Origin of the sequence: Empedobacter stercoris (genome assembly GCF_020281205.1) — a bacterium.
In the GTDB taxonomy this organism is placed as follows: domain Bacteria; phylum Bacteroidota; class Bacteroidia; order Flavobacteriales; family Weeksellaceae; genus Empedobacter; species Empedobacter stercoris.
This window is the reverse complement of sequence record NZ_JACXZC010000026.1, coordinates 1-24905: the sequence shown is the minus strand read 5'-3', so window position 1 is coordinate 24905 and position 24905 is coordinate 1. Positions and strand designations below refer to the sequence as shown.

The 24905-nt window shown below is 31.2% G+C and carries 22 protein-coding genes; 13 read left to right on the top strand and 9 right to left on the bottom strand.

What is annotated here, in order from left to right; all coding sequences use genetic code 11:
• Positions 1 to 19: 19 nt before the first annotated feature.
• Positions 20 to 1402: a type III PLP-dependent enzyme domain-containing protein gene (locus tag IF125_RS11460; protein ID WP_171623595.1), complete on the bottom strand. Its 1383-nt coding sequence runs from the start codon at positions 1400 to 1402 to the stop codon at positions 20 to 22.
• A 418-nt stretch (positions 1403 to 1820) separates the two neighbouring features.
• Here IF125_RS11460 and IF125_RS11455 point away from each other — a divergent pair, with 418 nt between their 5' ends.
• The 8 genes from IF125_RS11455 to IF125_RS11420 all read left to right on the top strand — a co-directional run bounded on the left by IF125_RS11455 (position 1821) and on the right by IF125_RS11420 (position 10426).
• Positions 1821 to 2594 carry a ParA family protein gene (locus IF125_RS11455; RefSeq protein ID WP_171623596.1) on the top strand — a complete coding sequence of 258 codons (774 nt, stop codon included), beginning with the start codon at positions 1821 to 1823 and terminating at the stop codon, positions 2592 to 2594.
• Between the two features lie 5 nt (positions 2595 to 2599).
• Positions 2600 to 3490 carry a ParB/RepB/Spo0J family partition protein gene (locus IF125_RS11450; protein ID WP_171623597.1) on the top strand — a complete coding sequence of 297 codons (891 nt, stop codon included), beginning with the start codon at positions 2600 to 2602 and terminating at the stop codon, positions 3488 to 3490.
• The gene (locus IF125_RS11445) at positions 3480 to 4040 is read left to right on the top strand and encodes a DUF5683 domain-containing protein (protein ID WP_225542582.1); all 561 of its coding nucleotides are present in this window, start codon (positions 3480 to 3482) and stop codon (positions 4038 to 4040) included. Before IF125_RS11450 ends, IF125_RS11445 begins: the two co-directional genes overlap by 11 nt.
• A gap of 9 nt (positions 4041 to 4049) precedes the next feature.
• A complete protein-coding gene (gene dapB / locus IF125_RS11440) occupies positions 4050 to 4754 on the top strand; it encodes a 4-hydroxy-tetrahydrodipicolinate reductase (protein WP_225542581.1) in 705 nt (234 codons plus the stop codon).
• 26 nt (positions 4755 to 4780) lie between these two features.
• On the top strand, positions 4781 to 6343 hold the full coding sequence (gene lepB / locus IF125_RS11435; RefSeq protein ID WP_225542580.1) for a signal peptidase I: 1563 nt from the start codon (positions 4781 to 4783) through the stop codon (positions 6341 to 6343).
• Positions 6344 to 6463: 120 nt separating this feature from the next.
• The gene (locus IF125_RS11430; protein ID WP_171623601.1) at positions 6464 to 7069 is read left to right on the top strand and encodes a WbqC family protein; all 606 of its coding nucleotides are present in this window, start codon (positions 6464 to 6466) and stop codon (positions 7067 to 7069) included.
• A gap of 4 nt (positions 7070 to 7073) precedes the next feature.
• Complete coding sequence (locus tag IF125_RS11425) at positions 7074 to 8675, top strand: S8 family serine peptidase (protein WP_171623602.1); 1602 nt, start codon at positions 7074 to 7076, stop codon at positions 8673 to 8675.
• A 119-nt stretch (positions 8676 to 8794) separates the two neighbouring features.
• On the top strand, positions 8795 to 10426 hold the full coding sequence (locus IF125_RS11420; protein ID WP_225540504.1) for a S8 family serine peptidase: 1632 nt from the start codon (positions 8795 to 8797) through the stop codon (positions 10424 to 10426).
• A gap of 211 nt (positions 10427 to 10637) precedes the next feature.
• Here the strand turns inward: IF125_RS11420 and IF125_RS11415 are convergent, their stop codons facing one another.
• The 4 genes from IF125_RS11415 to IF125_RS11400 all read right to left on the bottom strand — a co-directional run bounded on the left by IF125_RS11415 (position 10638) and on the right by IF125_RS11400 (position 14493).
• Positions 10638 to 11153 (bottom strand): hypothetical protein, encoded by a 516-nt coding sequence (locus tag IF125_RS11415; protein WP_225542579.1) that lies wholly within the window; start codon positions 11151 to 11153, stop codon positions 10638 to 10640.
• Entirely contained in the window at positions 11150 to 11578 is a 429-nt protein-coding gene (locus IF125_RS11410; protein WP_225542578.1) for a hypothetical protein, read from the bottom strand. Before IF125_RS11410 ends, IF125_RS11415 begins: the two co-directional genes overlap by 4 nt.
• A 9-nt stretch (positions 11579 to 11587) precedes the next feature.
• Complete coding sequence (locus IF125_RS11405; protein WP_171623606.1) at positions 11588 to 12757, bottom strand: sigma-54-dependent transcriptional regulator; 1170 nt, start codon at positions 12755 to 12757, stop codon at positions 11588 to 11590.
• 95 nt (positions 12758 to 12852) lie between these two features.
• Positions 12853 to 14493: an AMP-binding protein gene (locus IF125_RS11400; protein WP_171623607.1), complete on the bottom strand. Its 1641-nt coding sequence runs from the start codon at positions 14491 to 14493 to the stop codon at positions 12853 to 12855.
• A 217-nt stretch (positions 14494 to 14710) separates the two neighbouring features.
• On the opposite strand from IF125_RS11400, the gene IF125_RS11395 reads away from it, so the two are divergent.
• Positions 14711 to 15202: a DinB family protein gene (locus IF125_RS11395; RefSeq protein WP_225542577.1), complete on the top strand. Its 492-nt coding sequence runs from the start codon at positions 14711 to 14713 to the stop codon at positions 15200 to 15202.
• 29 nt (positions 15203 to 15231) lie between these two features.
• Here the strand turns inward: IF125_RS11395 and IF125_RS11390 are convergent, their stop codons facing one another.
• Positions 15232 to 16761 carry a SulP family inorganic anion transporter gene (locus tag IF125_RS11390; RefSeq protein WP_225542615.1) on the bottom strand — a complete coding sequence of 510 codons (1530 nt, stop codon included), beginning with the start codon at positions 16759 to 16761 and terminating at the stop codon, positions 15232 to 15234.
• 97 nt (positions 16762 to 16858) lie between these two features.
• Here IF125_RS11390 and IF125_RS11385 point away from each other — a divergent pair, with 97 nt between their 5' ends.
• Positions 16859 to 17323 (top strand): OsmC family protein, encoded by a 465-nt coding sequence (locus IF125_RS11385; protein ID WP_225540493.1) that lies wholly within the window; start codon positions 16859 to 16861, stop codon positions 17321 to 17323.
• Positions 17324 to 17362: 39 nt separating this feature from the next.
• Here IF125_RS11385 and uvrA read toward each other — a convergent pair whose 3' ends face one another.
• Both uvrA and IF125_RS11375 read right to left on the bottom strand, forming a co-directional pair.
• A complete protein-coding gene (gene uvrA / locus IF125_RS11380) occupies positions 17363 to 20164 on the bottom strand; it encodes an excinuclease ABC subunit UvrA (protein WP_225542576.1) in 2802 nt (933 codons plus the stop codon).
• Between the two features lie 124 nt (positions 20165 to 20288).
• A complete protein-coding gene (locus IF125_RS11375) occupies positions 20289 to 20627 on the bottom strand; it encodes a hypothetical protein (protein WP_171623612.1) in 339 nt (112 codons plus the stop codon).
• A gap of 151 nt (positions 20628 to 20778) precedes the next feature.
• Between IF125_RS11375 and IF125_RS11370 the strand changes: the two genes are divergently transcribed.
• Together IF125_RS11370 and IF125_RS11365 are read left to right on the top strand one after the other, a co-directional pair.
• Entirely contained in the window at positions 20779 to 21759 is a 981-nt protein-coding gene (locus IF125_RS11370; RefSeq protein ID WP_317197140.1) for a bile acid:sodium symporter family protein, read from the top strand.
• On the top strand, positions 21740 to 22831 hold the full coding sequence (locus IF125_RS11365; RefSeq protein ID WP_225542574.1) for a DUF3810 family protein: 1092 nt from the start codon (positions 21740 to 21742) through the stop codon (positions 22829 to 22831). Before IF125_RS11370 ends, IF125_RS11365 begins: the two co-directional genes overlap by 20 nt.
• Before the next feature lie 29 nt (positions 22832 to 22860).
• On the opposite strand, the gene IF125_RS11360 is transcribed toward IF125_RS11365, so the two are convergent.
• Complete coding sequence (locus IF125_RS11360) at positions 22861 to 23865, bottom strand: hypothetical protein (protein WP_225542573.1); 1005 nt, start codon at positions 23863 to 23865, stop codon at positions 22861 to 22863.
• A 132-nt stretch (positions 23866 to 23997) separates the two neighbouring features.
• Between IF125_RS11360 and IF125_RS11355 the strand changes: the two genes are divergently transcribed.
• Entirely contained in the window at positions 23998 to 24810 is an 813-nt protein-coding gene (locus tag IF125_RS11355) for a WG repeat-containing protein (RefSeq protein ID WP_225542572.1), read from the top strand.
• Positions 24811 to 24905 lie beyond the last annotated feature (95 nt).

Here is a 24905-nt window from a genome sequence, read left to right as displayed (position 1 = left end):
TATTTTATTAAAATTCTAATTATTTATATCCCAATGTATTCAATACATCTTGGTGTGTTTGTTCTTCTGAATATACTTTTGCTTCGTAGTTTTCATCAATCAAAATATATTTTGGCTGAGGAATCAAACAGTGATTTATTCCACCAAATCCACTGATATTATCTTGATACGCTCCTGTATTAAAGAAACCAATATACAATGGTTTTGCTTGATCGTATTTTGGCAAATAAATAGCATTTACATGTTGTTCTGAGTTATAATAATCGTCAGAATCACACGTTAAACCACCTAATAATACACGTTCGTATTTATCGTACCAACGGTTAATTGGCAACATTACAAATCGTTTTGAAATTGCCCAAGCATCTGGTAAAGTCGTCATGAAAGATGAATCGATCATATCCCAATACTCTTTATCATTTTGTTTCTTTTGATAAAGAATTTTGTAGATCACTCCTCCACTTTCACCTACTGTAAACGATCCAAATTCTGTAAAAATATTTGGAACAGGAATACCTTCTTCGTCACAAATCATTTTAATTTGCAACAAGATTTCTTTCGCCATGTATTCGTAATCATATTCGAAATTCAACGAATTTTTGATTGGAAATCCACCACCGATATTCAAACTATCTAATTCTGGACAAACTTTCTTAAGGTTTACATAAACTCTCAAACATTTTGTCAACTCATTCCAATAATATGAATTATCTTTAATTCCTGTATTGATAAAGAAATGAAGCATTTTCAATTTAATGCGTTCATTTGGTTTTACCATTGTTTGATAGAAAGGAACAATGTCTTTGTATCCTATTCCTAAACGAGACGTATAAAACTCGAATTTTGGTTCTTCTTCAGATGCAATACGAATTCCGATTTCGAAATCACCTTCGATAGCTTCCGAAAATAAATCAACTTCTTCGTAATTATCAATAACTGTAATTGTTTTGCGATGTCCGTTATTGACCAAACGAGCAATGTTTTCTACATATTCTTCACGTTTAAAACCATTACAAACGATATATTGATCGTCTGTAATCAATCCTTCTTTAATCAAATTTTCGACAATATTAATGTCAAATGCAGAAGATGTCTCGATGTGAATATCGTTTTTTAATGCTTCGCCTAATATATGACGAAAGTGAGAACTTTTTGTACAATAACAATAATTGTAAGTTCCTTCATAGTTTAATTCTTCACGCGCTTTTTCAAACCAACCTTTCGCTCTTTGAATGTTTTGTGAGATTTTTGGTAAGTAAGTAAATTTTAATGGTGTTCCATGTTCTTCGACTAAAGCTTTCAAGTCGATTCCATTAAATTTTAAGTGCTCTCCATCCAATTCAAATTCATCTTGCGGAAAGTCAAATGATTGCGTGATTAAATCTATGTATTTAGTTTTCATTATGCTTTATAAATGTTACGTGTGTTGAATAATTCTAAAAAATTTGCGAGAAAAATTTTAGGGTATTACAGACGTATCGCATAATATACATTGCGAAGCAATAAAGGGAAAGAATAATTCTTAGACTCTTTTCGATTCATTAAAAGTAATGCGTTGAGATTTTTTTTAATTTCAACGCTTTCGAATAAAAGGTTAAAACTCATCAACTTTTTTTATTAAAAAAATTATAAAAATACTTGCCGCAAATATATGTTTTTTAATTCTGTTAAAAAGATAAAATAATATTAAAATTTATCAATAGTTAACTCTTAATGTTAGCGATAATTTAAATATTCTACAATTGTTCAAAATTTTATTTTTTCTTTAAGGTTTAACAAGGTTAAATATTGTATTTTTGAAATCGTTTTGAACGTAAATTATGGGTAAAATTATTGCTATTGCGAACCAAAAAGGTGGCGTAGGAAAAACGACAACCTCGTTAAATCTTGCCGCTTCTTTAGGTGTTTTAGAGAAAAAAGTTTTATTAATTGATGCAGATCCGCAAGCAAATGCAACATCTGGTTTAGGTTTTGATTTGGATGAAATCGAAGCAGGAACCTATGAAGTATTAGAACATGAAGTTCTTGCAAGCGAAGCTATTTTACAATCAGAATCGCCTAACTTAGACTTAATGCCTGCTCATTTAGATTTAGTTGCTGCCGAGATTGAAATTGTAGATTACGAGAACCGCGAATACATGTTAAAAACTGCGTTGTCGGAAATCAAAGATCAATATGATTATATAATTATAGATTGTGCGCCTTCACTTGGGTTGATTACTTTGAACGCACTTACAGCTGCAGATTCTGTAATTATTCCTATTCAGTGCGAATATTTTGCTTTAGAAGGATTAGGAAAATTATTAAATACAATAAAAGGAATTCAACAACACCACAACAAAGAATTGGATATTGAAGGTTTATTGTTGACAATGTACGATTCGCGTTTACGCCTATCTAATCAGGTTTTAGATGAGGTAAACAATCATTTTCCGCAAATGGTTTTCAAAACAATTATTACGCGAAATGTGCGTTTGTCTGAAGCGCCAAGTTTTGGCGAAACAATTATTCAGTACGATGCAGCAAGTAAAGGTGCAGAAAATTACTTAAATTTAGCGCGAGAATTTTTAATTAACAACAACGATACAGTTTAAATAAAATGGCAAAGCCAAATAAAAATAATCGCTTAGGACGTGGATTATCAGCTCTATTAAAAGATGAACCAACGGTAAAAACAGCACAAGATGAAGGTGCGAAGAAATTGGTTGGAAATATTTTGGAAATAGATTTAGAAAAAATAACCGCAAATCCTTGGCAACCACGAACTAATTTTGATAAAAAAGCTTTAGATGAATTAGTCGCTTCTATTCAAACATTAGGCGTTATTCAACCCATTACAATTCGTAAAAAACCAACAGGTGAATATGAATTGATTTCAGGTGAAAGACGTTTTCGTGCTTCGCAATTGGCAGGAAAAAAGACAATTCCGGCTTATGTGCGATTAGCAAATGACCAAGAAATGTTGGAAATGGCATTGGTCGAAAATATTCAACGTCAAGATTTAGATGCTATTGAAATTGCACTTTCTTACCAACAATTAATGGATGAAATCAAGCTTACTCAAGAAGAATTAAGTAAACGTGTTGGGAAAGATAGAACATCTATTACAAATTATTTACGTCTATTAAAATTAGATCCAATTATCCAAACAGGAATTCGAGATGGAATGATTTCGATGGGACATGGGCGTGCTTTAATGGCAATTGATGATGCGGATTTACAATTTGATATTTACGAAAAAATTGTCAAAAATAATTTATCTGTACGTGATACAGAACGTCTAATCAAATCAATAAAAGAAGGGAAACCTGAGAAAAAAGCAAAAGATGAATTGCCTTCTCAGTACAAAGAAGCATTAAGTTCTATTTCAAATTCTTTGAAAACGAAAGTCGAAATAAAACGTGCGAATAATGGTAAAGGTAAAATTATTTTGAATTTTACTTCTGATGATGAGTTTGAACGTTTAAGAAAGTTTTTGAATGAAAATTAAAGGATTATTTCTTGGATTAATGATGGCTTCAACGTTTTCATTTGCCCAAGTTCAAATAGATTCAACTCTAATCGTAAAAGATTCAGTTAAAATTAGTAACGAAGTCTTAATGGAAAAAAGTCCAATCAAAGCTTCGTTGTATTCAGCTATTTTACCAGGTGCAGGACAATTGTACAATAAAAAATGGTGGAAAGCACCAATTGCATTGGGATTAGTTGGTACAGGCACAGGTTTTACAATCTATTACAACAATTTATATAAAAAGTACCGAAGAGCGTACATTGCAGTAAGAGAAGGAACTCCAAACGAATTTTCTGGTATTTTAACTCCAGAACAACTGGCAGTTATACAAGACGATTACAAACGAAAACGTGATTATAGTGTTGCGTTAACTGCGTTAGCTTATTTATTAAATGTTGTTGATGCTACTGTTGATGCACATTTATTTACAGTACGAAACGACACTGAAATGTCATTTAAACCAACTGTCATTCAAGATGAAATGACATTAGAGCCAGTTTTGGGATTGGCATTTAACTTAAAATTTTAGAAATTAAAGATGAAAATTGCATTAATAGGATACGGAAAAATGGGAAAAGCAATAGAAGAAATTTTAATTCAACGTGGTCATGATGTTGTACTTAAAATTTCTCGTACTCCTCTTCCAGAAGAATTAAAAGATGTTGAAGTTGCAATCGAATTTTCTCGACCAGAATTTGCATTCGATAATCTTAAAGTATTACTTGAAAATAACGTTGCAACTATATGTGGAACAACAGGATGGTTAGAGAGACAAGGTGAAATAAATCAATTAGCCATTGCTAATCATACGGCTTTTTTATATGCTTCTAATTTTAGTTTAGGTGTAAATTTATTCTTTGAATTGAATTCTATTTTAGCTCGAATGATGAATAAATACCGCAACGAATATCAAATTAATTTAGAAGAAATTCATCACACACAAAAACTTGATGCACCTTCAGGAACTGCGATTACAATTGCAGAAGGAATTATTGATCATTCTTCTTATACTTCTTGGTCGATGGATGAAAAAGCAAAAGATATTATTCCTGTCGCAGCGAAAAGAATAGAAGATGTTCCTGGAACACATATCGTGCAATATAACTCGGAAGTAGACACAATTGAAATTTCTCATACCGCTCATTCACGCAAAGGTTTTGCCTTAGGTGCTGTAATTGCTGCGGAATGGATTTGGAATAAACAAGGTGTTTTTACAATGAAAGATGTACTTGAACTGAACTAAATTAAAATACTAAATATCAAAAACTTATGCATGTACTAATTTACTGGTTAATTGGTTTTATCATAGCCAATGTAATCTTTGGAGCTGCAACTTGGAAATTATATAAAAATGCAGGAAAAAAAGCTTGGCAGGCCTATATTCCCTTTCTTAATATTTGGAAAGGTTTAGAAATTATTCATCGTCCAAAATGGTGGATTATTCTATTTTATTTGCCAATTGTTGGCCCTATTTTTTGGTTAGTATTCTTTGTTGATTTAGGCGACTCTTACGGAAAAATTGAAACCAAAGATAAAGTCATCATGGTTTTGACATTAGGTTTATACATTTTTACAGTAAATTATGCTGACAATCCAAAATATTTAGGTCCTGAAAAACGCAAACCTACTTTTATATCTTCCTTAATTTTTGCACTTGTATTGGCTACATTAGTTCACAACTGGTTTATACAACCTATGATTGTTCCTACAGGATCAATGGAAAATACAATCAAAATTGGTGATGCCCTTTTTGTAGAAAAAGTAAGTTACGGTGCACGTGTTCCTATTACTCCTATTGGAATTCCTTTCTCAGAATTCATTTACCGTGATGGTTTTATCGATAAAGCACGTTTGCCTTACATGCGTGTTCCGGGTTGGAGAGATTTAAAATCAAATGACATTGTTGTTTTCAATTACCCTACCGATTCTATTTACAATGCGATTGATCGTAAAGACGCATATGTAAAACGTTTGGTTGGTTTGCCAGGAGAAACGGTTCAAATTCGAAATGGTGTTTTATATGTAAACGACAAAAAATTCATCCCGAAAAAAGATGCACAAGTTCAGCATTCATATTTAGTGGTTGTAAAAACTCCATTTAGTGATAAACTATTATACGATAATTTTGGAATTATCAGTACAGATTATCAAGCTGGAAAACAAACTGATGGTACATTTATCTATCAATTTGCTGCATTAACTGACGCACATGTCACAGCAATGAAATCGAATGCAAATGTAGTTTCTATCGAACCTATTTTACAACCAGTTGGTCAAAAAAAAGAACATATTGTGAATGGTAAAATCGATAGTACAAATACGATTTTCCCTGTTAACAAAAACTGGAATACAGATCAATACGGTCCTTTATACATTCCGAAAAAAGGAGACGTCGTAGATGTTAACAAAGAAACGTTGGCACAATACATCAATATTATTCGTCGTTACGAAAACAATACGCTAAAAGTTGATTCTGCTAATGGTAAGTTTGATGTATTTATCAACGATCAAAAAACAGACAAATACGAAATCAAACAAAACTACTATTTTATGGTTGGTGATAACAGAAATCAATCATTAGATGCGCGTTTCTTTGGATATGTTGGAGAAGATCATATCATTGGTCGTCCAATTATGATTTGGGCAAATATGAATGGAATGTTTGAACCTGCAGCTCCTAAGAAATTTATATGGGATCGATTCTTTACCTCAATCAACAACGATAATCCAAACAAAACATCATACGGAATTTATGTTTTAATTGCGTTAATTGGTTGGATTGGATACGATATTGTAAAAGCTCGAAAAGAGAAAAAGAAAAACAACTATTAAAATTATTTTGTAGTCAAATTTTAAAACATAAAATTTGTTATTCGAAAATAAATAACTCAAAACTGTGCATTATAAGTAATTGTAATGCACAGTTTATATACAGAAAAATAATAAAAACGAATGAAAAATACGTTTGCCGCTTTTTATTTTGGACCGATTGATTACTATGCAGAAATGGTAAAAAGCCAGACTTTGGATATCGAAGTTCAAGAAAATTTTCAAAAGCAAACTTACCGTAATCGCATGTATATTTTGGGCGCAAATGGTAAGTTGATGTTAAATATTCCCATCTTTCACAACGGAACTCGATTGTTCAAAGATTTACAACCTTCTTATGAATATGATTGGCAGAAAGAACACATTAAATCGTTAAAATCAGCTTATCAAAGTTCTCCATATTTTGAGTATTATGAAGATGAAATTATTCCAATTTTAGAACAGAAGGAAAAATTTTTATTGGATTTGAATTTAAAAACAATTGAATTCATCAACAAAAAATTAAACTTAGACTTGGAAGTTTCTAAAACAGAAACTTATCAATCTATATTACCTGAAAATGATTTTAGAAATCAATTTTCTGCTAAAAAAGCACCTCAATACAATTTACCCGAATACGCACAAGTTTTTGATGACAAATTTGAATTCGTTGAAGGATTGAGTATCTTAGATTTACTTTTTAGCGAAGGTCCAAGTGCCGCAGTGTATTTAAAAAACTTAATAAAATAACAACATGAGAAAATTATTTATTGCTTTAGGATTTGCCTTTACATTAGGGTTTGCTCAAGCACAAACAACAGAAGTACCGAAAGAAAAATGGTACCATGCAAGTGTAGAACAAACAGGTATTTATGGTGTAAATACTGATCAAGCATTACAATTTTTAAAAGACAACAAAAGAAAAGCCAATACAATTATTGTAGGCGTATTAGACAGTGGTGTTGAGCATTTCCACGAAGATTTGAAAGCAAATATGTGGTCAAATCCAAAAGAAATCCCAGGAAACGGAATTGATGATGATAAAAATGGATACATTGATGACGTACACGGATGGTCTTATTTGGGAACAGCAAAAGGAATCAATTACAATGACGACACGACTGAGTTAACTCGTATTTACAAAAATTTATCGAGTAAATACGCTACTTACGATCAGAAGAAAAATCATGCTGCAATTACAAAAAATCCAACTGAATATGCAGAGTTTCAAAAAATTGAAAAAGAATATTTAAGCGCTGTAGGTAAAGCAAAATACAACCAACAAGTTGCACAATCAAAACTAAACGCAGTTGAAGGTGGTGTAAATAAAATGGTTTTAGAATTTGGTGACACTAAATTATCAAAAGATGTTTTGGCTAATTACCACCCAACAGATTCACAAATATTAGAAGCTTTATGGATTTTTGGTGAATTAAAAGAAGAGCAATGGGTTGGTAAAACCATGAAAGAGGTTGCCAATACTTACTTAGGAGCTGCACGCCGTGCTGCAAAAGGTGATGCTTTAACATCTCACCTGAACTTAAATTTAGTTGATCGCAAAGACGTTGACAATCCAAACGATAAGAAAGAACGTTTTTACGGAAATGGTGATTCTAATGGACCTGAGTCATCTCATGGAACACACGTTGCTGGAATCATCGGTGCTGTAAGAGGAAATAACATCGGAAACGATGGTACAATTGGTGGAAATAATGTAAAAATTATGTCAGTTCGTACAGTTCCAAATGGTGATGAGCGTGACAAAGATGTTGCAAATGCAATTTATTATGCAGTGGACAATGGTGCTAAAATCTTAAACATGTCTTTCGGAAAACCATACTCTCCCGATGCGGATTTAGTTTGGGATGCTTTCAAATATGCTTCGGATAAAGGAGTTTTAATTGTAAAAGCAGCAGGAAACAGCAACGAAGATATTGATGTTCATGTTCATTATCCAACAAATTTCAGAAATGGAAATGCAGTTTCTAAATCTGTTTTAACAGTTGGTGCATCAACAAAAGATCCAAATGCTTTAAAAGCTCGTTTCTCAAATTATGGTAAAAAATCAGTTGATGTTTTTGGACCAGGACAAGAAATTTATTCTACTTATCCAGGCGTAGATCAATACCGTTTCTTAAATGGAACTTCTATGGCTTCTCCTGCTGTTGCTGGTGTTGCTGCAATGGTTTGGTCACACTATCCAAAATTAACTGCTGAAGATATTCGTAATATTTTAATGGAAACAGTGAATAAAAATGATCAATTAAAAGACATTTCTGTTGCTGGAGGTGTTGTAGATTCGTACAAAGCTGTACAAAAAGCTGAAGAAATTTACAAACAACGTAAATTGAAATAATTTTAACACAACATTATAAAATGGCTCCCTAATTTGGAGCCTTTTTTGTATTTTCAAAATACGAAAACTCAATGTGTAACAATTCGCTTTGTTATCCGACATATATAGAAAAATTTATTATGAAAAAATTCTTATTAAGTATATCTGTTGCCATGTTTATTGGTGTGGCATCATTCGCACAAGAAACTACTGCATTACCATTACCAAAGGTTGACCAAAAATATTGGCAACACGAATCTCTTGAAGAAAGTGGTGTTTATGGTGTTAATACACAAAAAGCAATTCAATTTTTAGAATCAAAAAAACGTAAACCATCGCAATTAATTGTCGGAGTTTTAGATTCTGGTGTTGAAGTGACACATGCAGATTTAAAAGATAATGTATGGATCAATGCAAAAGAAATTGCTGGAAATGGAAAAGATGACGACAAAAATGGATACATTGATGATGTGCATGGTTGGAATTTTATTGGAGGAAAAGATGGTAAAAACGTCGATGGCGATACATTAGAATTAACACGTCTTTTTGTAAAATATAAAAACCTTTTCGAAACGAGTACCGATGCTGCTTCAAATAAAACCAAATACCCTGAAAAATTTGAAGAATACCAAAAAATAAAAGTAGAATTCGAAAATAAATTAGCTGAAGCTAAACAAGGTGCTATGCAATATCAGCAAATGGATGAAATTTTCAAAGTTAGTTTTCCAGTATTAATTTCTGAATGGGGAGAAAAGGATTTGGACGAAAAAAACATGTCTACCTTTCAACCAAAATCGAAAGAAGCTCAGCAAGGTATGATGATTTTCGCGATGGTTCCAAAAGAAGCTTGGGATGGTAAGACAATGAAAGAGTTTTTGAAAAAAGTAGGTGATGAAATTGCTGAAGGTGCGAAATATTACAAAGAACAAGTAGAAATTAACTTAAATACAGAGTTAGATCCTCGTCCTATTGTTGGTGATGATTATGCCAATGTGAATGAGAGATACTATGGAAATTCGGATGTAGACGGTCCAGATTCAAACCACGGAACACACGTTGCTGGAATTATTGCGGCAAAATCTGGTAATGGAATTGGAATAGATGGTATTGCTGGACAAGGAAATGTAAAAATAATGTCTGTTCGTACTGTGCCTAATGGTGATGAGCGCGACAAAGATGTTGCAAACGCTATTCGTTATGCGACTGACAATGGTGCTAAAATCTTGAATATGTCTTTTGGGAAAGCGTATTCTCCTGATGTAAAAGCAGTTTGGGAAGCGTTTAAATATGCACAAGACAAAGGTGTTTTATTGATAAAAGCAGCAGGAAACGATAACGAAAACATCGACACGAATATACATTTTCCTACGGTTTATAACGAAGCGGGTACAGCAATTTCTAACAATGTGATTACTGTTGGTTCGAATACAAGTAATAAAGATGAATTAAAATCTAGTTTTTCTAATTACGGTAAAAAATCTGTAGATGTATTTGCTCCAGGTTCTGATATTTACTCAGCAATCCCAACAAGAGATGGTGAATACAAATCAAATTCTGGAACTTCTATGGCTTCACCAGTTGTTGCAGGTGTTGCAGCATTAGTTTGGTCACATTATCCAAAATTGACAACACAACAAGTGAAACAAATCATTTTAGATTCTGTCAATAAAAATGATCAATTAAAAGATATTTCTGTAACTGGAGGTGTTGTTGATGCATATAAAGCTGTACAATTAGCTGAAAAGATTTATACAGATAAAAATTTGAAATAATTTTTCATAAAACGTATAATACAAAAATACCTCTCGATTATGAGAGGTATTTTTTTTAATAAAAATTGTTTAAATCGTATTATACTTTGGGCTTTTCTATTCAGGAATAACAGCTTTAATGGTTTGTTGTATGGCGTTTTTTAGCTAATATATTTTATAAATCTTGAAGAAAAAATCCAGTTAAATCGTTAACTGGATTTTTATTTGATTATTATTGATCTAATTTTATTTTTTGTTGACTTTGTTGCAATTGATACAACTCAATAATATCTTCGATTGGATAATTGAACCAATCTACTTGTTTTTTTATTTTTGAATTTTCGTCCAAATATAAAAAAGTGGTAAACTTCATCGAAGGAAAATTCATTCCATTATAGGTGTAAGCAGAAAATTCTCCATTGGCAATAATCATCGAATCATTTGAAAATAATTCTTTTACTTCCAACAGTTGGTTGTTCTCATACTGCATAGTCGTATCATTCCAACGCACAATTTCATTCAAAAGATAGCGAGGATCAACTGTAGATGCGCCCGAATATTGGGCTACATTTTCGTATACCAAACTATCATTATAAAAAGACAACATTTTTTTATAATCGGCACGAGTAGAGTAATTTTCGAAAAATCGTTTTCCTAATTCATCATTTTTATTTGATGAATTTGAATTACAACTCACCAAATTAGTTAATATTAAAACACTGAAAATCCACGTAAATATTATTTTCATTTTTCTGAAATTCTAGTTAAATAATTTTCGCCATTATCGTCTGCCATTCCATCTTCATTTAGAATCATGATTTCTGAATTATCTGACCAACGTAAAAACTGAAAAGGTAATTTTTTCTTTTTAGGCGCGAGTTCTATTAAAGAACCATCATCTTTTTTAAACAATTCTCCTTCAAACGATTGACCTTTGTACTCTACTAAAAATGATTTTTCAGTCAATTTCAAGATGATTTTATCACCATAGTAATTCCCTTCAAAAATTCCTTTGTAAACGAGCGTTTCATTCGTAAAGACAGAACTTTTTTCTAATGACAATACGTCTTCATGCGACAAACCATCAGAACTTTTGTCTATTTCTGTTTTTTCATTCTTACACGAAAACATCAAAAAAATAAAAGCTATTAGAAAAAGAACATTTCTTGTCATGAAAACAGTTTATTTTTTAACAAATTGTTCAACATCTTTTCTTGAAATTGGATCATCTCCGAGAATTAATAATCGTTCAACAACATTTCTCAACTCGCGTATGTTTCCTGTCCAATCCAATTCTTTTAAAGCATCGTAAGCCGATTTATCAAAAGATTTTTGACTTGTTGTGTCTGTTATAAAATGTTCTACCAATAATGGGATATCATCCTTGCGGTCATTAAGAGCAGGAACATTAATAATAATAACAGCCAAACGATGGTATAAATCTTCGCGAAAGCGACCTTCTTCAATCTCTTTACGTAAGTCTTTATTCGTTGCTGCAATTACACGAACATTTACATTAATTTCCTTTTCAGAACCAACTGGTGAAACCTTTCCTTCTTGCAACGCTCGCAAAACTTTGGCCTGTGCAGAAAGACTCATATCCCCTATTTCATCTAAGAAAATTGTACCTTCGTTTGCTAATTCAAATTTTCCTTGTTTATCTTTAACAGCACCTGTAAACGAACCTTTTACATGTCCAAATAATTCGCTTTCTATTAATTCTGCAGGAATCGCAGCACAATTCACTTCAACTAAAGGTTTAACACTACGGTCACTTTTTTCATGTAAATGATGAGCAACTAATTCTTTTCCTGTTCCATTTGGTCCAAGAATAAGTACACGAGCATCTGTAGCAGCTACTTTATCAATAATTTGTTTTACTTCAGCAATGGCTGGAGCTTCACCAATCATTTCATATTTTTTTGCTACTTTTTTCTTTAATGCTTTATTTTCTTTCTTTAATTCTTTGTTCGTAGACAATAACGATTTACGATCTAAGGCATTGCGAACAGTGGTTAATAATTTATTTAAATCTGGTGGTTTTGATATAAAATCATAGGCACCTTTCTTTATTGCGTCTACAGCCAAATCCACGTCACCATGTCCAGTGATCATTACCATTGTTAAATCAGGATTGTATTCCATCGCTTCCGAAAGAACCTCCATCCCATCTTTCAATGGCATTTTAATATCACTTATAATTAAGTCGTACTCTTTTTCTTTTATTTTTTCAATTCCAACCACTCCGTTTTCTGCTTCATCAACTTTCCATTTCGGATTTTCGTCCATTAGGATACTTTTCAAAACATTTCGGATAGCCTGTTCATCCTCGATTAATAAGATATTTGACATCGTTAATATCGTTTATTTTTATACAAAATTAAATAGACTCAAAGATAACTGAAATTATTATTCTTGAGTCTACTTTTATTTCTTTTTAATGATTTTTAAGATGTTTTTACTTTTTGAGCGGTTTCTAGGTTTAATTCTCGAATTGAGACTTCACGCATTTCTATTTTTCTGATTTTACCAGATATTGTCATTGGAAATTCAGTTACAAATTTCCAAAATTTTGGACGTTTAAAATGTGCAATTGATAAACAGTATTCTTTTAGTTCATCTTCTGTTACTGTTATACCTTCTTTCACTTTTACCCATGCCATCACTTCTTCACCATATTTAATACTTGGAACTCCAATAATTTGAACATCCGAAATTGCTTCGTGTTCATACAAAAAGTCTTCGATCTCTTTAGGTGAAATATTTTCACCACCTCTAATAATAATATCTTTAATTCTTCCTGTAATATTAATATAACCATCGACATCCATCGTCGCTAAATCTCCGGTATGCAACCAGTTATTTTCATCTATCACTTGAGCAGTTGCTTCTGGATTATTCCAATATTTTTGCATAACTGAATAACCTCTAGTGCAAAATTCACCAGCAATGCCACGAGGTAATATTTCACCTGTTTGCGGATCAATAATTTTAATTTCTAAATGGTCTTGAACTGTACCAACCGTTGAAACTTGTTTTTCTAAAGGGGTACCGATAATTGTTTGGGTCGAAACCGGAGAAGTTTCCGTCATTCCATAACAAATAGACACTTCTTTCATATTCATTTTGGATTGAACTTTCTTCATGATTTCAATTGGACAAGGCGATCCTGCCATTACGCCAGTTCTTAAAGAAGATAAATCAAAACGATCAAAATTTGGCAATTCCAATTCCGCTATAAACATCGTAGGAACTCCATAAAGAGAAGTACATTTCTCTATTTCTACAGCATTTAGCGTTTTTTCTGGATCAAAACTTTCAGATGGGATGACCATACAGGCACCATGAGAAGTACAAGCCATATTTCCGATAACCATTCCAAAACAATGATAAAAAGGAACTGGTATACATACACGATCTAAATGTGTGTAATTTAATCGTATTCCAATAAAGAAACCATTATTCAATAAATTATGATGTGTTAGAGTAACACCTTTCGGAAAACCTGTTGTACCAGAAGTATACTGAATATTAACTGCATCATCAAACTGTACGGATTGTTCGATTTGATGAATTTCGGATGTTGATATTTCTTCACCTTGTTCTAAAAAATCATTCCAATTTTCTTCAAAAATGATAATATGTTCTAACATTTTAGCATTTTGCTTCACATTGTTCAACATGATTTTATATTGACTTGATTTGAAACTTAAAGCTGCAAAAACAGCTGAAATTTCGGCTTGATTTAAAACAAATTCAAGTTCATTTTCTCTGTATGCAGGATTAAGGTTAACGAGAATCATTCCGACACGAGCAGTTGCATACTGCAATAATGTCCATTCGGCGCGATTAGGTGCCCAAATTCCAACACGATCACCTTTTTTTAGGCCAATTGCAATTAATGATTTAGCAATTTGTTCTGTTTGAGAATAAAACTCTGTATAGGTCGCACGGTAATTTTGATCAACGCAAACCAATGCCTCTTGCTGAGGATATTTTGCGACAGTATTGCGTAAATTTTCTCCAATTGTTTCTCCCAATAGAGGATATTTAGAAGCACCGCTTGAGTATGATAAGTTCGCTATCATCTATTTATATTCTTTATTTTAAAAATTACTTTACTCTCAAACATAGCAACGTTTTTTCGGAAAAGAAACTTATCAAATGCAAGATTTTAGATATCTATAAGAATCTTATTTTTTTATTAGATTTAAAATTAATTTCAAAAAAATGTAGCATAAATTTTAACAAATACTTAAAATAAGTCATTTTAATAATGCTTAAATTGTAAAAAATTACAAAAAAATGAATACAATAAACCATGAAAATTATACTTCTATTTATGATGGAATAGAAGTCGTAGATGCTTTACAAACAAGAATTGCTGATATCAAAAAAACCTTAACAATTGTTACCGAATTAAATAAGTGGGATTATGCTTATGCTGAGGAAAAATGGACAATAAAGGAAATGATACAACATTGCATTGATTGTGAACGTATTTTTTCATATCGTGCTCAGCATATTGCGAGAGAAGATGCTCAGACATTAAATTTTTTTGATGAAAATGCCTACGTTTTGACTTCTAACGCAAAAAGTCGAAAACCAGAAGAATTGATCAAAGAATGGACGAATTTGATGAAAGCTACGTATTTTCAATTCAAATCTTTTGACGATGAAACCTTAAATAGGATTGGAAAAGTTGGTGATCGAGAATTTTCTGTCGAAAAAATTGGTTTTGTAATGGCTGGTCATTCTATTCACCATATGAATGTAATTAACGGACGATATTTATAACATCTGACAGCTTTTATAAAGCTGTCTTTTTATTTCGGCATCACTTTGTACGTTGGATCTTCTTCTATATTAACTTCTATCACACCTTTCGCTTGATCTAATAGTAATATAGAATCTTTACTTAAATGACGCAAAATAACTTTTTTATTTTGTTGTGTATATTTAAAAGTAATTGTATCTAAAGCATTTATTGCACTCATATCCACTATTCTACTCTCTTTCAAATCAATAACAATTTCATTTGGATCATTTATGATATCAAATTTATCTAAAAAAGTAGATGCAGAACCAAAGAAAAGTGGACCATATATTTCATAAATTTTACGACCATTGTCATCGATAGATTTTCTGGCTCTTATTCGTTTCGCATTATCCCAAGCAAAAACCAAAGCAGAAACAATGACTCCAACAAAAACAGCTAAAGCAAGATTATGAAGAACAACAGTTATAAGTGCAACTAAAACACTTACAAAAATATCTGATTTAGGCATTTTTGTAATTAATTTAAAAAATCCCCATTTAAATGTTGAAATTGCTACCATCATCATCACGCCAACTAAAGCTGCCATCGGAATTTTTTCTATAATTGGCGATCCAACCAAAATAATAACCAAGATTGTTATTGCTCCTATTGCTGGGCCAAGTCGAGATCGTGAACCTGCATCAAGATTGACAAAAGTTTGTGCAATCATTGCGCATCCCCCCATCCCTCCAAAAAATCCATTGGTCATATTAGCAATACCTTGCGCCATGCATTCTTTATTCGAGTTCCCTTTGCTTTCTGTCACCTCATCAACTAACGTTAGTGTAAGTAAAGTTTCTATCAATCCTACCGATCCCATAATAATCGAATACGGTAAAATAATCTTAAAGGTTTCTAAAGTTAATGGAACACTTGGAATATGAAAAACAGGTAATTCTCCTTTGATGGTTGCTATATCACCTACCATTTTAGTATCAATTTGAAAACCTAAAACCAACAAAAAAGTGATCAGAATTGCAACCAATGAAGCAGGAATTACTTTAGTTATTTTCGGAAAAAAGTAAACAATTAAAATGGTGATAAACGTTAATCCTAACATTATATAAAGAGACGTACCTAATAACCAATGCGTACCCCCTTCTGATGTTGATTTGAATTGTTCGATTTGTGACATAAAGATCACGATTGCCAAACCGTTTAGAAAACCATACATAACAGGTTGAGGAATTAAACGAACAAATCTTCCAAGTTTAAAAATACCCACTATTAGTTGAAAAACACCTGCCAATGCTACTGCTGCAAAAATATATTGTTCACCATAAGTCGCATTTAACGCAATTAGCGTAATAACCGTCGCTCCTGCTCCTCCTGAAACCATTGCTGGTCGACCTCCAAAAATTGAAGTTACAATTCCCATAATAAAGGCTCCATAAAGACCAATTAAAGGTGATAAACCTGCTAAAATAGCAAAAGAGAGCGATTCTGGAATCATGGTCATTGCAACAGTTAATCCAGCCAAAATTTCACTCTTAATATTCAGTTTAGAGTTCGTATTTATAAGGTTTGAAAAAGGCATTCCGTTTTGATTAAAATTGTTACAAAAGTAAGCAATCATATTTACGAAATATTAAGTACTAAAATTTAAAAAGATTATTTTTGATAAAAATTTTCAATTGAAACATATTTTTAAAACTACATTAAACTGGATTAAAAAAGAGCCTATTTCAGATTCTTCAGAAAGATTTTACACAAAAAGTCATCATATTTCGAATGAAGGAAAACCTAATTTAGAAATTTCGGCAGCAAAAGCTTTCAAAGGAGATCCTAATTTATATAATCCCGAAGATTTGTTATTAAGTAGTTTAACTTCATGCCATATGATGTCGTACTTATATTGTTGTGCTCAACATAAAATTGAGGTCATTTCTTACACTGATCATTCTGAAGCAACTTTAGTTGTGAATGCAGATGGAAGTGGAAAAATTATTGTAGTCAATTTATTTCCAGAAGTTATTATTGCTGATGAAACGCAAATTGAGCTCGCTCTTTCTTTGCATAAAAAAGCAAATGAATTGTGTTTTATTGCAAATTCATGCAATTTTCCTGTTTATCATAATTCAACATGTACTACACCATAAAAAAACCGAGTTAATACTCGGTTTTATACATTTTGTTCGTTATAATTTCTCTTTTAAGAATTGCGCAGTATACGATTCTTTTACTTTTACAATATCTTCTGGTGTTCCTTCTGCTACTAAGAAACCACCTTTTTTCCCTCCTTCTGGTCCAAGATCTATTACCCAATCGGCAACTTTAATAATATCCATATTGTGCTCAATCACAAAAACTGAATGTCCCAAATTAATCAATGCTCGTAAAGCCTTGATTAATTTCTGAATATCATGAAAATGCAAACCAGTAGACGGTTCATCAAAAATAAACAAGGTTTTATTCGTGGTTTCTCCTTTTGTCAAGAAAAAAGCCAATTTTACACGCTGCGCTTCTCCGCCTGAAAGCGTATTCGACGATTGACCTAACTTCACGTAACCTAAACCAACATCTTGCAAAGGCTTTAACTTCTCTACAATTTTATTTTGTTGATGTGCTGCAAAAAAATCGATAGCTTCATCAATTGTTAAATTCAAAATATCTGAAATTGACTTTCCTTCAAACTTAACTTCTAAAATTTCTTTCTTGAAACGTTCTCCATGACAATCTTCACAAACCAACTCAACATCCGCCATAAATTGCATTTCGATCGTAATTGTTCCTTCTCCTTTACAAGCATCGCAACGTCCACCATCTACGTTAAACGAAAAATGTTTGGGCTGAAATCCCATCACTTTACTCGCTTTTTGTGATGCAAATAAATTTCGAATATCGTCATAAGCTTTCACATAAGTCACAGGGTTTGAACGCGATGATTTCCCAATTGGATTTTGATCAATTAACTCGATTCCTTCTAACTGTTTCAAATCACCAACTAAATCATCAAAATCACCAATTTTATTCCCATAGATTTCAAAATGACGCTGAACAGCTGGTGCTAAAATATCTTTCATTAACGTTGATTTCCCTGAACCAGAAACTCCTGTAATCACAGTTAATTCGTTTAGTGGAAATTTAACATCAATATTCTTTAAATTATTTTCTCGTGCACCTATAATTTTCAAATAATTAGGTGAATTTAAACGGTTCTTAGGAACTTCAATTGCTAATTTCCCATTCAAATATTTAGATGTCAAGGTATCAGCTTTTATCAATTCGTCATAAGTTCCTTCAAACACGACCTCTCCTCCATTTGTTCCAGCTTCTGGACCAATATCAATAATATAATCCGCAGCTTTCATGATATCTTCATCATGTTCCACCACAATTACTGTATTTCCTAAATCACGTAAACGATGTAAAATCGTGATAAACTTTTCCGTATCTCGCGAATGTAAACCAATCGAAGGTTCGTCTAAAACGTACATCGATCCAACCAAACTGCTTCCTAACGAAGTTGCTAAATTGATACGTTGCGATTCTCCTCCAGACAATGTATTTGACGCACGGTTGAGCGATAAATATTCTAAACCAACATCCAATAGGAAAGTTAAACGAGATTTTATTTCATAAATAATTCGACCAGCGATTTGCTGATCATATTCATTAAATTGAATACTTGTAAAAAAATCATTCAATTCATTTAACGGTAAATCAACTAAATCACTGATTGATTTATCTGCAATTTTCACAAAATTAGTTTCTTTGCGTAATCGTTTTCCTTTACACGTCGGACAAGTTGTTTTTCCTCTGTAACGAGACAACATCACACGGTATTGAATTTTATAGGTGTTTTCTTCAACCATTTTAAAGAAACCGTCTAATCCTTCCCAATTCAAATCACCTCGCCACAAATACTCTTTTTGTTCTTCTGATAATTCAAAATAAGGTTTGTGAATAGGAAAATCGACTTGTTGTGATTGCTTAATAAAATGATTTTTCCATTCGCTCATCTTCTCTCCTTTCCATGCAACCACCGCATCTTCGTAAATAGATAACGATTTATTTGGTACGACAAGATTTTCTTCAATCCCAATTACTTTCCCGTAACCTTCACAAGTTGGACAAGCACCATAAGGATTGTTGAAACTAAAGAAATGAATGTTTGGTTCATTAAAAATCAAGCCATCAGATTCGAATTTATTTGAAAAATATTTAACTGAATTATGATCTATATTTACAACTGCAATATCTCCTTTTCCTTCGAAAAAAGCAGTTTCGATAGAGTCTGCCAAACGATGATAAAAAGATTCTTCGTCTTCTGTAGGTAATGCAATACGATCAATGATTAAATGAACATCATTTTCGGGTTGAGGCTCAAAGTTAAACGAAATTAAATCTTCAATTTTGACTTGATTTCCATCTACACTTAAACGTGTAAACCCTTGTTGTTGAAGAATATTTAAATGTTCAGAAAACGTACGTTCTTCTGGAACAACCAATTTAATTTGAAGAATAAATTTTGTTTCGGCTTCAAAAGTTTTCAAATAATCCACAACATCCGTCACCGAATCTTTCTGAACTAATTCTCCTGTAATCGGTGAATATGTTTTTCCAATTCGGGCATATAATAATTTCAAATAATCGTAAATCTCTGTTGTTGTACCAACTGTAGAACGTGGATTGGTTGAATTTACTTTCTGTTGTATCGCAATCGCCGGAGCTATTCCTTTGATATAATCAACTTGTGGTTTATCTAATTTTCCTAAAAATTGACGCGCATAAGACGACAAACTTTCAACATAACGACGCTGACCTTCTGCATACAATGTGTCAAAAGCCAACGTAGATTTTCCAGAACCAGACATTCCAGTAATCACAACCAATTTATTTTTTGGTATCGCTAAATCAATATTCTTTAGATTGTGCAACTTTGCACCTTTTATTAGGATAAATTCCTTTGAATCGAGTTGATTGATATCTTTTTTCATCGTGGCGCAAAGTTAATGTATTTTGGAAAGTTATTGTACTGACTAATCTAAAAGAAACCGTATTTTTTAAAAAATAAAAACGCATTAAATAATTAACGCGCTTTTTCAATAAAAAAATAAAAATTTATTCCTGAAATAACAAATAATTTTCTTCGTTTAATTTCTGATATCCAACATCGTACACATAAAAAATTGTGCCATTTTTAGATTCATCAACATTCGTAATGTATCTAAAATCAAAGTTCCTAAGACTAAGTTCATTTTTATCCACCGAACGAATACCTTCTTCTAACAAAGATTTTAAAATTCGGTTATTCTTTCTTAATCGATTATTAATATTTCTTACAATCTCTACTTTGTCTCGGTTCAGATTGTTGTTATAAGAATTTCGACAAAAGTCATTGCAAAACTTTTTGTCTTTGCGACCAAAAAGTGTTTGGTTACATTGAAGACATGTATTCATAAGATAGATTTTAGGTGTTGTTACTACAAATATATAAAAAAAGTACATCAATTTACAAATAATTAATCTTATATTGCTTTTACGCCAAATAAAAGTATTAATTATTTGTTAAATGTTTTGAAAGTTATTTATTATTTTTGCTTAAATTATATTGATTTTGAAATTTTTAAACAAATTACCTGATCCTTTTATCCTTTTTTTATTTATAGCTATTTTAGTTGCTTACATATACCCAAATATTAGTTTGTGGTCGTACAGCAATATTAACCTTAATACAATAATAGATATAGGTATTATTTTAGTCTTCTTTTTTTATGGGTTAAAATTAAATTGGAAAGATGTTTTCAAGGACTTGTCCAACTGGAAAATGCATTTATTAATCCAATCTATAACGTTTATATTTTTTCCAATACTTGTTCTTTGTTTCTATCCACTAATTAAGAACTATCCTGCATATTTCACACTTTATGTCGCTATTTTTTATCTTGCGGCTTTGCCAAGTACTGTTTCTTCATCTGTAGTAATGGTTTCTATTGCAAAAGGAAATATACCCAGTGCCATTTTTAATGCGAGTATCTCTGGTTTAATCGGTATTATTATCACACCGCTTTGGATGAGTTTATTTTTATCAAAAAGTGATGGAGAATTTGATTTATTAGGAATTTTTTTAGATTTGGTTCTAAAAATTATTTTACCTGTTATTATTGGTGCTTTATCTCAACCTTTTTTGGGTAATTTCTATCATAAATACAAAAAACAATTTTCTAACTTAGATAAGTTAACCATCATTTTAATTGTCTACAATAGTTTTAGTCACACATTTTTAGATGGAATTTTTGACAAATTAGGCTTGATTCCTCTTTTAATTGTTTTCGTTGTAGTGGTTACTTTATTTTTTATGTTTTTTAATTTTTCTAAATGGATCGCACTAAAAATGAATTTTAATCGAGAAGATGATATTACAATTCAATTTTGTGCAACCAAAAAATCGTTGGTTCATGGCTCGGTAATTGCTGCAGTTATTTTTTCTGGTGACATCGGTATATACTTGATTCCAATTATGCTTTACCATACTTTTCAATTAATTTATATTAGTTTTATAGCCAATCAATATGCAAAAGAAGTTGAATAAAACCATCATTTCGTTTTTAGTATTAATTGCACAAATTATTCTCTTTTCTGTACTATTCTTATCTGATAATTTCATTGATTTTATCGTTCAAAGGATAACTTTCCCCCTATCTGCTTTTGTAGCTAAAATGACCAATTCTGTTCAATTACCATTAGGTGAGATTTTTTATTTAATGATTGGTATTCTTGGTTTCTTTCTTATATTCAGAGTGATTAGAAGTTTTTTTTACAAAAATCGTGAAACTTCAAAATCTATTTATCATCTATTGATTTTTGTAAATAGCTTCTATTTTATTTACATATTCGCTTGGGGAGTTATGTATAAAAAAGACACATTAACTTTTCATCAAAAAGAAATTGCAATTCAACCAAAAATTCTAAAAGAAATGTATTGTATCGAATTAGACAAAGCAATTATTGCCCGTAATAAAATAGAACACAATGATTCTACAACAACCATTCAGTTTAAATCTAATCTCAATGATTATAATGAAGAATTTTACTCACTACAATTTTCTATAAAAGATTTGAAATGGTTGAAAAATTATCGATTGTTAGAAAATGTTCATTTCAAATTATCTTGGATTTCGAAAATGCAAAATTATATGGGGATTTTAGGCTATTACAATCCGTTTACAGTTGAAGCAAACCTGAATCGTTACAATACAAATCTAAAACAACCTGCTACTCTTTTTCACGAATATGGTCATCAAATGGGATTTGCATCAGAAAGTGAAGCAAATTTTTTGGCTTATTATTTAGGCTCAAAATCGAAGAATCCCGAAATTAATTATTCTATTTATTATAAAAGTATTTATACGCTTTTGGGTGCAATTTACAAGTCTGATCCTTATTTTGTAAAAATGGAATTGAATAATATGTATCCAAAAATCAAGCTTGATCGTCAAGCAGAATTAAATCATTATTTAAAATATGAAGGAAAAGCAAGTGATACGTTTTCAGAATTAAATAATCAATTCTTAAAAGCAAATAATCAAGAAGGAACAATAAGTTACAACAAGTATGTAGAATTGATTTACATTTTATACCAAACAAAAAAGCGAAATCAATAAGATTTCGCTTTTTGTTTATTAATTAGAATTTATTTCCAAATATATTTTTCACCTAAACTCAAAGTAGATTTGATTACATAGTTTCCTTCATTATTCTTCTCTGTCAAAACCACAATTGGATAATATTCACCCGCAGGAACTAACTTTGTGATGTTAGTTGTAAAATCAAGATTACTTAATTTTGTTAAAGCGGCAACCGGAGTAATATCAAAATTAAGCAATTCAAATCCATCTATTTTTTTTGCATCTGTAATATTTTGTTTTGAAAAATAGACTAATAATTTCAAGTCATTTGTTGGTTTAGAATCTAAATTCTGAATAGAATTATTAATACCATCAACTGTAACCATTAATGTATTAAAATCAATTTCTAATTTCCAAACACCAGCTAATTTTACTTTTTTGTTTGCATTTTCGATAGCTAATGAACTCTCTACGGGAATATAAATATCTGATAAAGTTGCGTCAATATTTTTTGTAGAAGCTAATGTACTTTTCTCCGTTAATTGTGGTAAACTAGCATCATCAATTACTTTATCAATCATAATATCATTCGATTGTAATGATATTTTATTATTTAAAATCTTGTAGTTTAAAACATTGCTTGTTTCTCTCTCTTTCAATAATAAAATTGGTGTATAATCTCCATCTGCTAATTTCTGGATATCTGCTGCTTTAAAAGTTACATTTACATTATTAAAACTTGTTCCATTCCCTTCCAGAGTTCCTAATTGGGCATTTGTTGTGATTTTGTTAGGTAAATCATACAAATCCAACGAAGATTTTGAAGGAACAAAATATAAATCAAAAAATAAAGTTTGACTAGTTTTATCTGAATAGTTAGTCAATTTTCCGCCAGAAATTTTGTAATTAGAAGTAGTTACATCATTTGAAATATTCCAAACTCCATCAAAAGAATAATCTTTATTAATAGTCGTTGGAAGATTTGTAATGTTAATGTTTTCCTGTTGAGCAGAAACAAAGCTACTCGACATTATGGCTGCACTAAAAAATAATTTAGTAAAAATATTCATAGGTTATACTTTAAGCTTTCCTACAAAAATAAGAATTATATTTACAAAAAAGTGCTTAAAATCGGATATTTTTAAAATAAAAAGATATCTGTTAATTTTTGATTCTTTAATTTTGTGGTGAATTAAAGAATTATGACTAAAATTTACCCAAAAGACACTGATCAGTTTGATGATTTCGTTCACAAAGAAACAACAACATTTGAAGAGTTAACTGTTTTTGATCGCAATAATTTAGCACCAATATCTATTAATGATCAATTTGGCTTAATCGATAAAACTGGAAATGTAATTATTCCTTTTGAGTACCAGAAATTAGTTCTCACAACGATTAATGCATATAGTGCTCAGAAAAACGAAAAATGGGGATTTATAACCAAGTCTAACCAAGTTTTGATTCCGTTTGAGTATGAATTATCAAGTGATTTTATTGAGAATATTTGTGCTGTAAAAAAAGACGGAAAATGGGGATTTATTGATTTATTGAATCAAGTAATTATTCCGTTTGAATATGATGGTTGTACCGATTTTAGAGCTGGTTTGGCTGGAGTAGAAAAAGATGGAAAATGGGGAATGATTGACAAAAACAATCAATTAATTATTGATTTTCAATACGAATATTTAACACCTGTTGATCAAAATTTTGCAACTTTTGGAGAATCAACTTCTTTGAAAATTGAACGTCCTGATGTGTTGGCTTATTTTCCTTATTTTTTATCCAAAGAAAATTATTTGATGCATTTTGGTTTAATTTCGACTACAAATGAAAAAATTTTAGAACCGATTTCTGAATTGCCTATTTTAGAAAGTTTCGAAAATCAACCTGTTGTTCGTCAAAATTATCAATTAGGGTATCTGAAAGATGGAAAAGATTTTGTAAAATTTGATCAATTTAAGATAGATCCTTATGAAGAAAAAATATTAACACAATTAGGTGTTATGAAATAAAAAAAATGCGACCTTTCTTACACTGCCCCCAAAAAGTTAGACACTTTTGGGGGCATTTTTTATGACAAGAAAAGTAAAATATGGTGTAGCATTTA

Bases quoted from the DNA above. Each gene is read 5' to 3' on its own strand.
- IF125_RS11405 (WP_171623606.1), bottom strand. From the start codon at position 12,757: ATGTCAAATATCTTATTAATCGAGGATGAACAGGCTATCCGAAATGTT.
- IF125_RS11395 (WP_225542577.1), top strand. From the start codon at position 14,711: ATGAATACAATAAACCATGAAAATTATACTTCTATTTATGATGGAATA.
- IF125_RS11415 (WP_225542579.1), bottom strand. From the start codon at position 11,153: ATGAAAATAATATTTACGTGGATTTTCAGTGTTTTAATATTAACTAAT.
- IF125_RS11460 (WP_171623595.1), bottom strand. From the start codon at position 1,402: ATGAAAACTAAATACATAGATTTAATCACGCAATCATTTGACTTTCCG.
- IF125_RS11355 (WP_225542572.1), top strand. From the start codon at position 23,998: ATGACTAAAATTTACCCAAAAGACACTGATCAGTTTGATGATTTCGTT.
- IF125_RS11425 (WP_171623602.1), top strand. From the start codon at position 7,074: ATGAGAAAATTATTTATTGCTTTAGGATTTGCCTTTACATTAGGGTTT.
- IF125_RS11455 (WP_171623596.1), top strand. From the start codon at position 1,821: ATGGGTAAAATTATTGCTATTGCGAACCAAAAAGGTGGCGTAGGAAAA.
- IF125_RS11400 (WP_171623607.1), bottom strand. From the start codon at position 14,493: ATGATAGCGAACTTATCATACTCAAGCGGTGCTTCTAAATATCCTCTA.
- IF125_RS11365 (WP_225542574.1), top strand. From the start codon at position 21,740: ATGCAAAAGAAGTTGAATAAAACCATCATTTCGTTTTTAGTATTAATT.
- IF125_RS11420 (WP_225540504.1), top strand. From the start codon at position 8,795: ATGAAAAAATTCTTATTAAGTATATCTGTTGCCATGTTTATTGGTGTG.
- dapB (WP_225542581.1), top strand. From the start codon at position 4,050: ATGAAAATTGCATTAATAGGATACGGAAAAATGGGAAAAGCAATAGAA.
- uvrA (WP_225542576.1), bottom strand. From the start codon at position 20,164: ATGAAAAAAGATATCAATCAACTCGATTCAAAGGAATTTATCCTAATA.
- IF125_RS11450 (WP_171623597.1), top strand. From the start codon at position 2,600: ATGGCAAAGCCAAATAAAAATAATCGCTTAGGACGTGGATTATCAGCT.
- IF125_RS11410 (WP_225542578.1), bottom strand. From the start codon at position 11,578: ATGACAAGAAATGTTCTTTTTCTAATAGCTTTTATTTTTTTGATGTTT.
- IF125_RS11390 (WP_225542615.1), bottom strand. From the start codon at position 16,761: ATGCCTTTTTCAAACCTTATAAATACGAACTCTAAACTGAATATTAAG.
- IF125_RS11360 (WP_225542573.1), bottom strand. From the start codon at position 23,865: ATGAATATTTTTACTAAATTATTTTTTAGTGCAGCCATAATGTCGAGT.
- lepB (WP_225542580.1), top strand. From the start codon at position 4,781: ATGCATGTACTAATTTACTGGTTAATTGGTTTTATCATAGCCAATGTA.
- IF125_RS11445 (WP_225542582.1), top strand. From the start codon at position 3,480: ATGAAAATTAAAGGATTATTTCTTGGATTAATGATGGCTTCAACGTTT.
- IF125_RS11375 (WP_171623612.1), bottom strand. From the start codon at position 20,627: ATGAATACATGTCTTCAATGTAACCAAACACTTTTTGGTCGCAAAGAC.
- IF125_RS11430 (WP_171623601.1), top strand. From the start codon at position 6,464: ATGAAAAATACGTTTGCCGCTTTTTATTTTGGACCGATTGATTACTAT.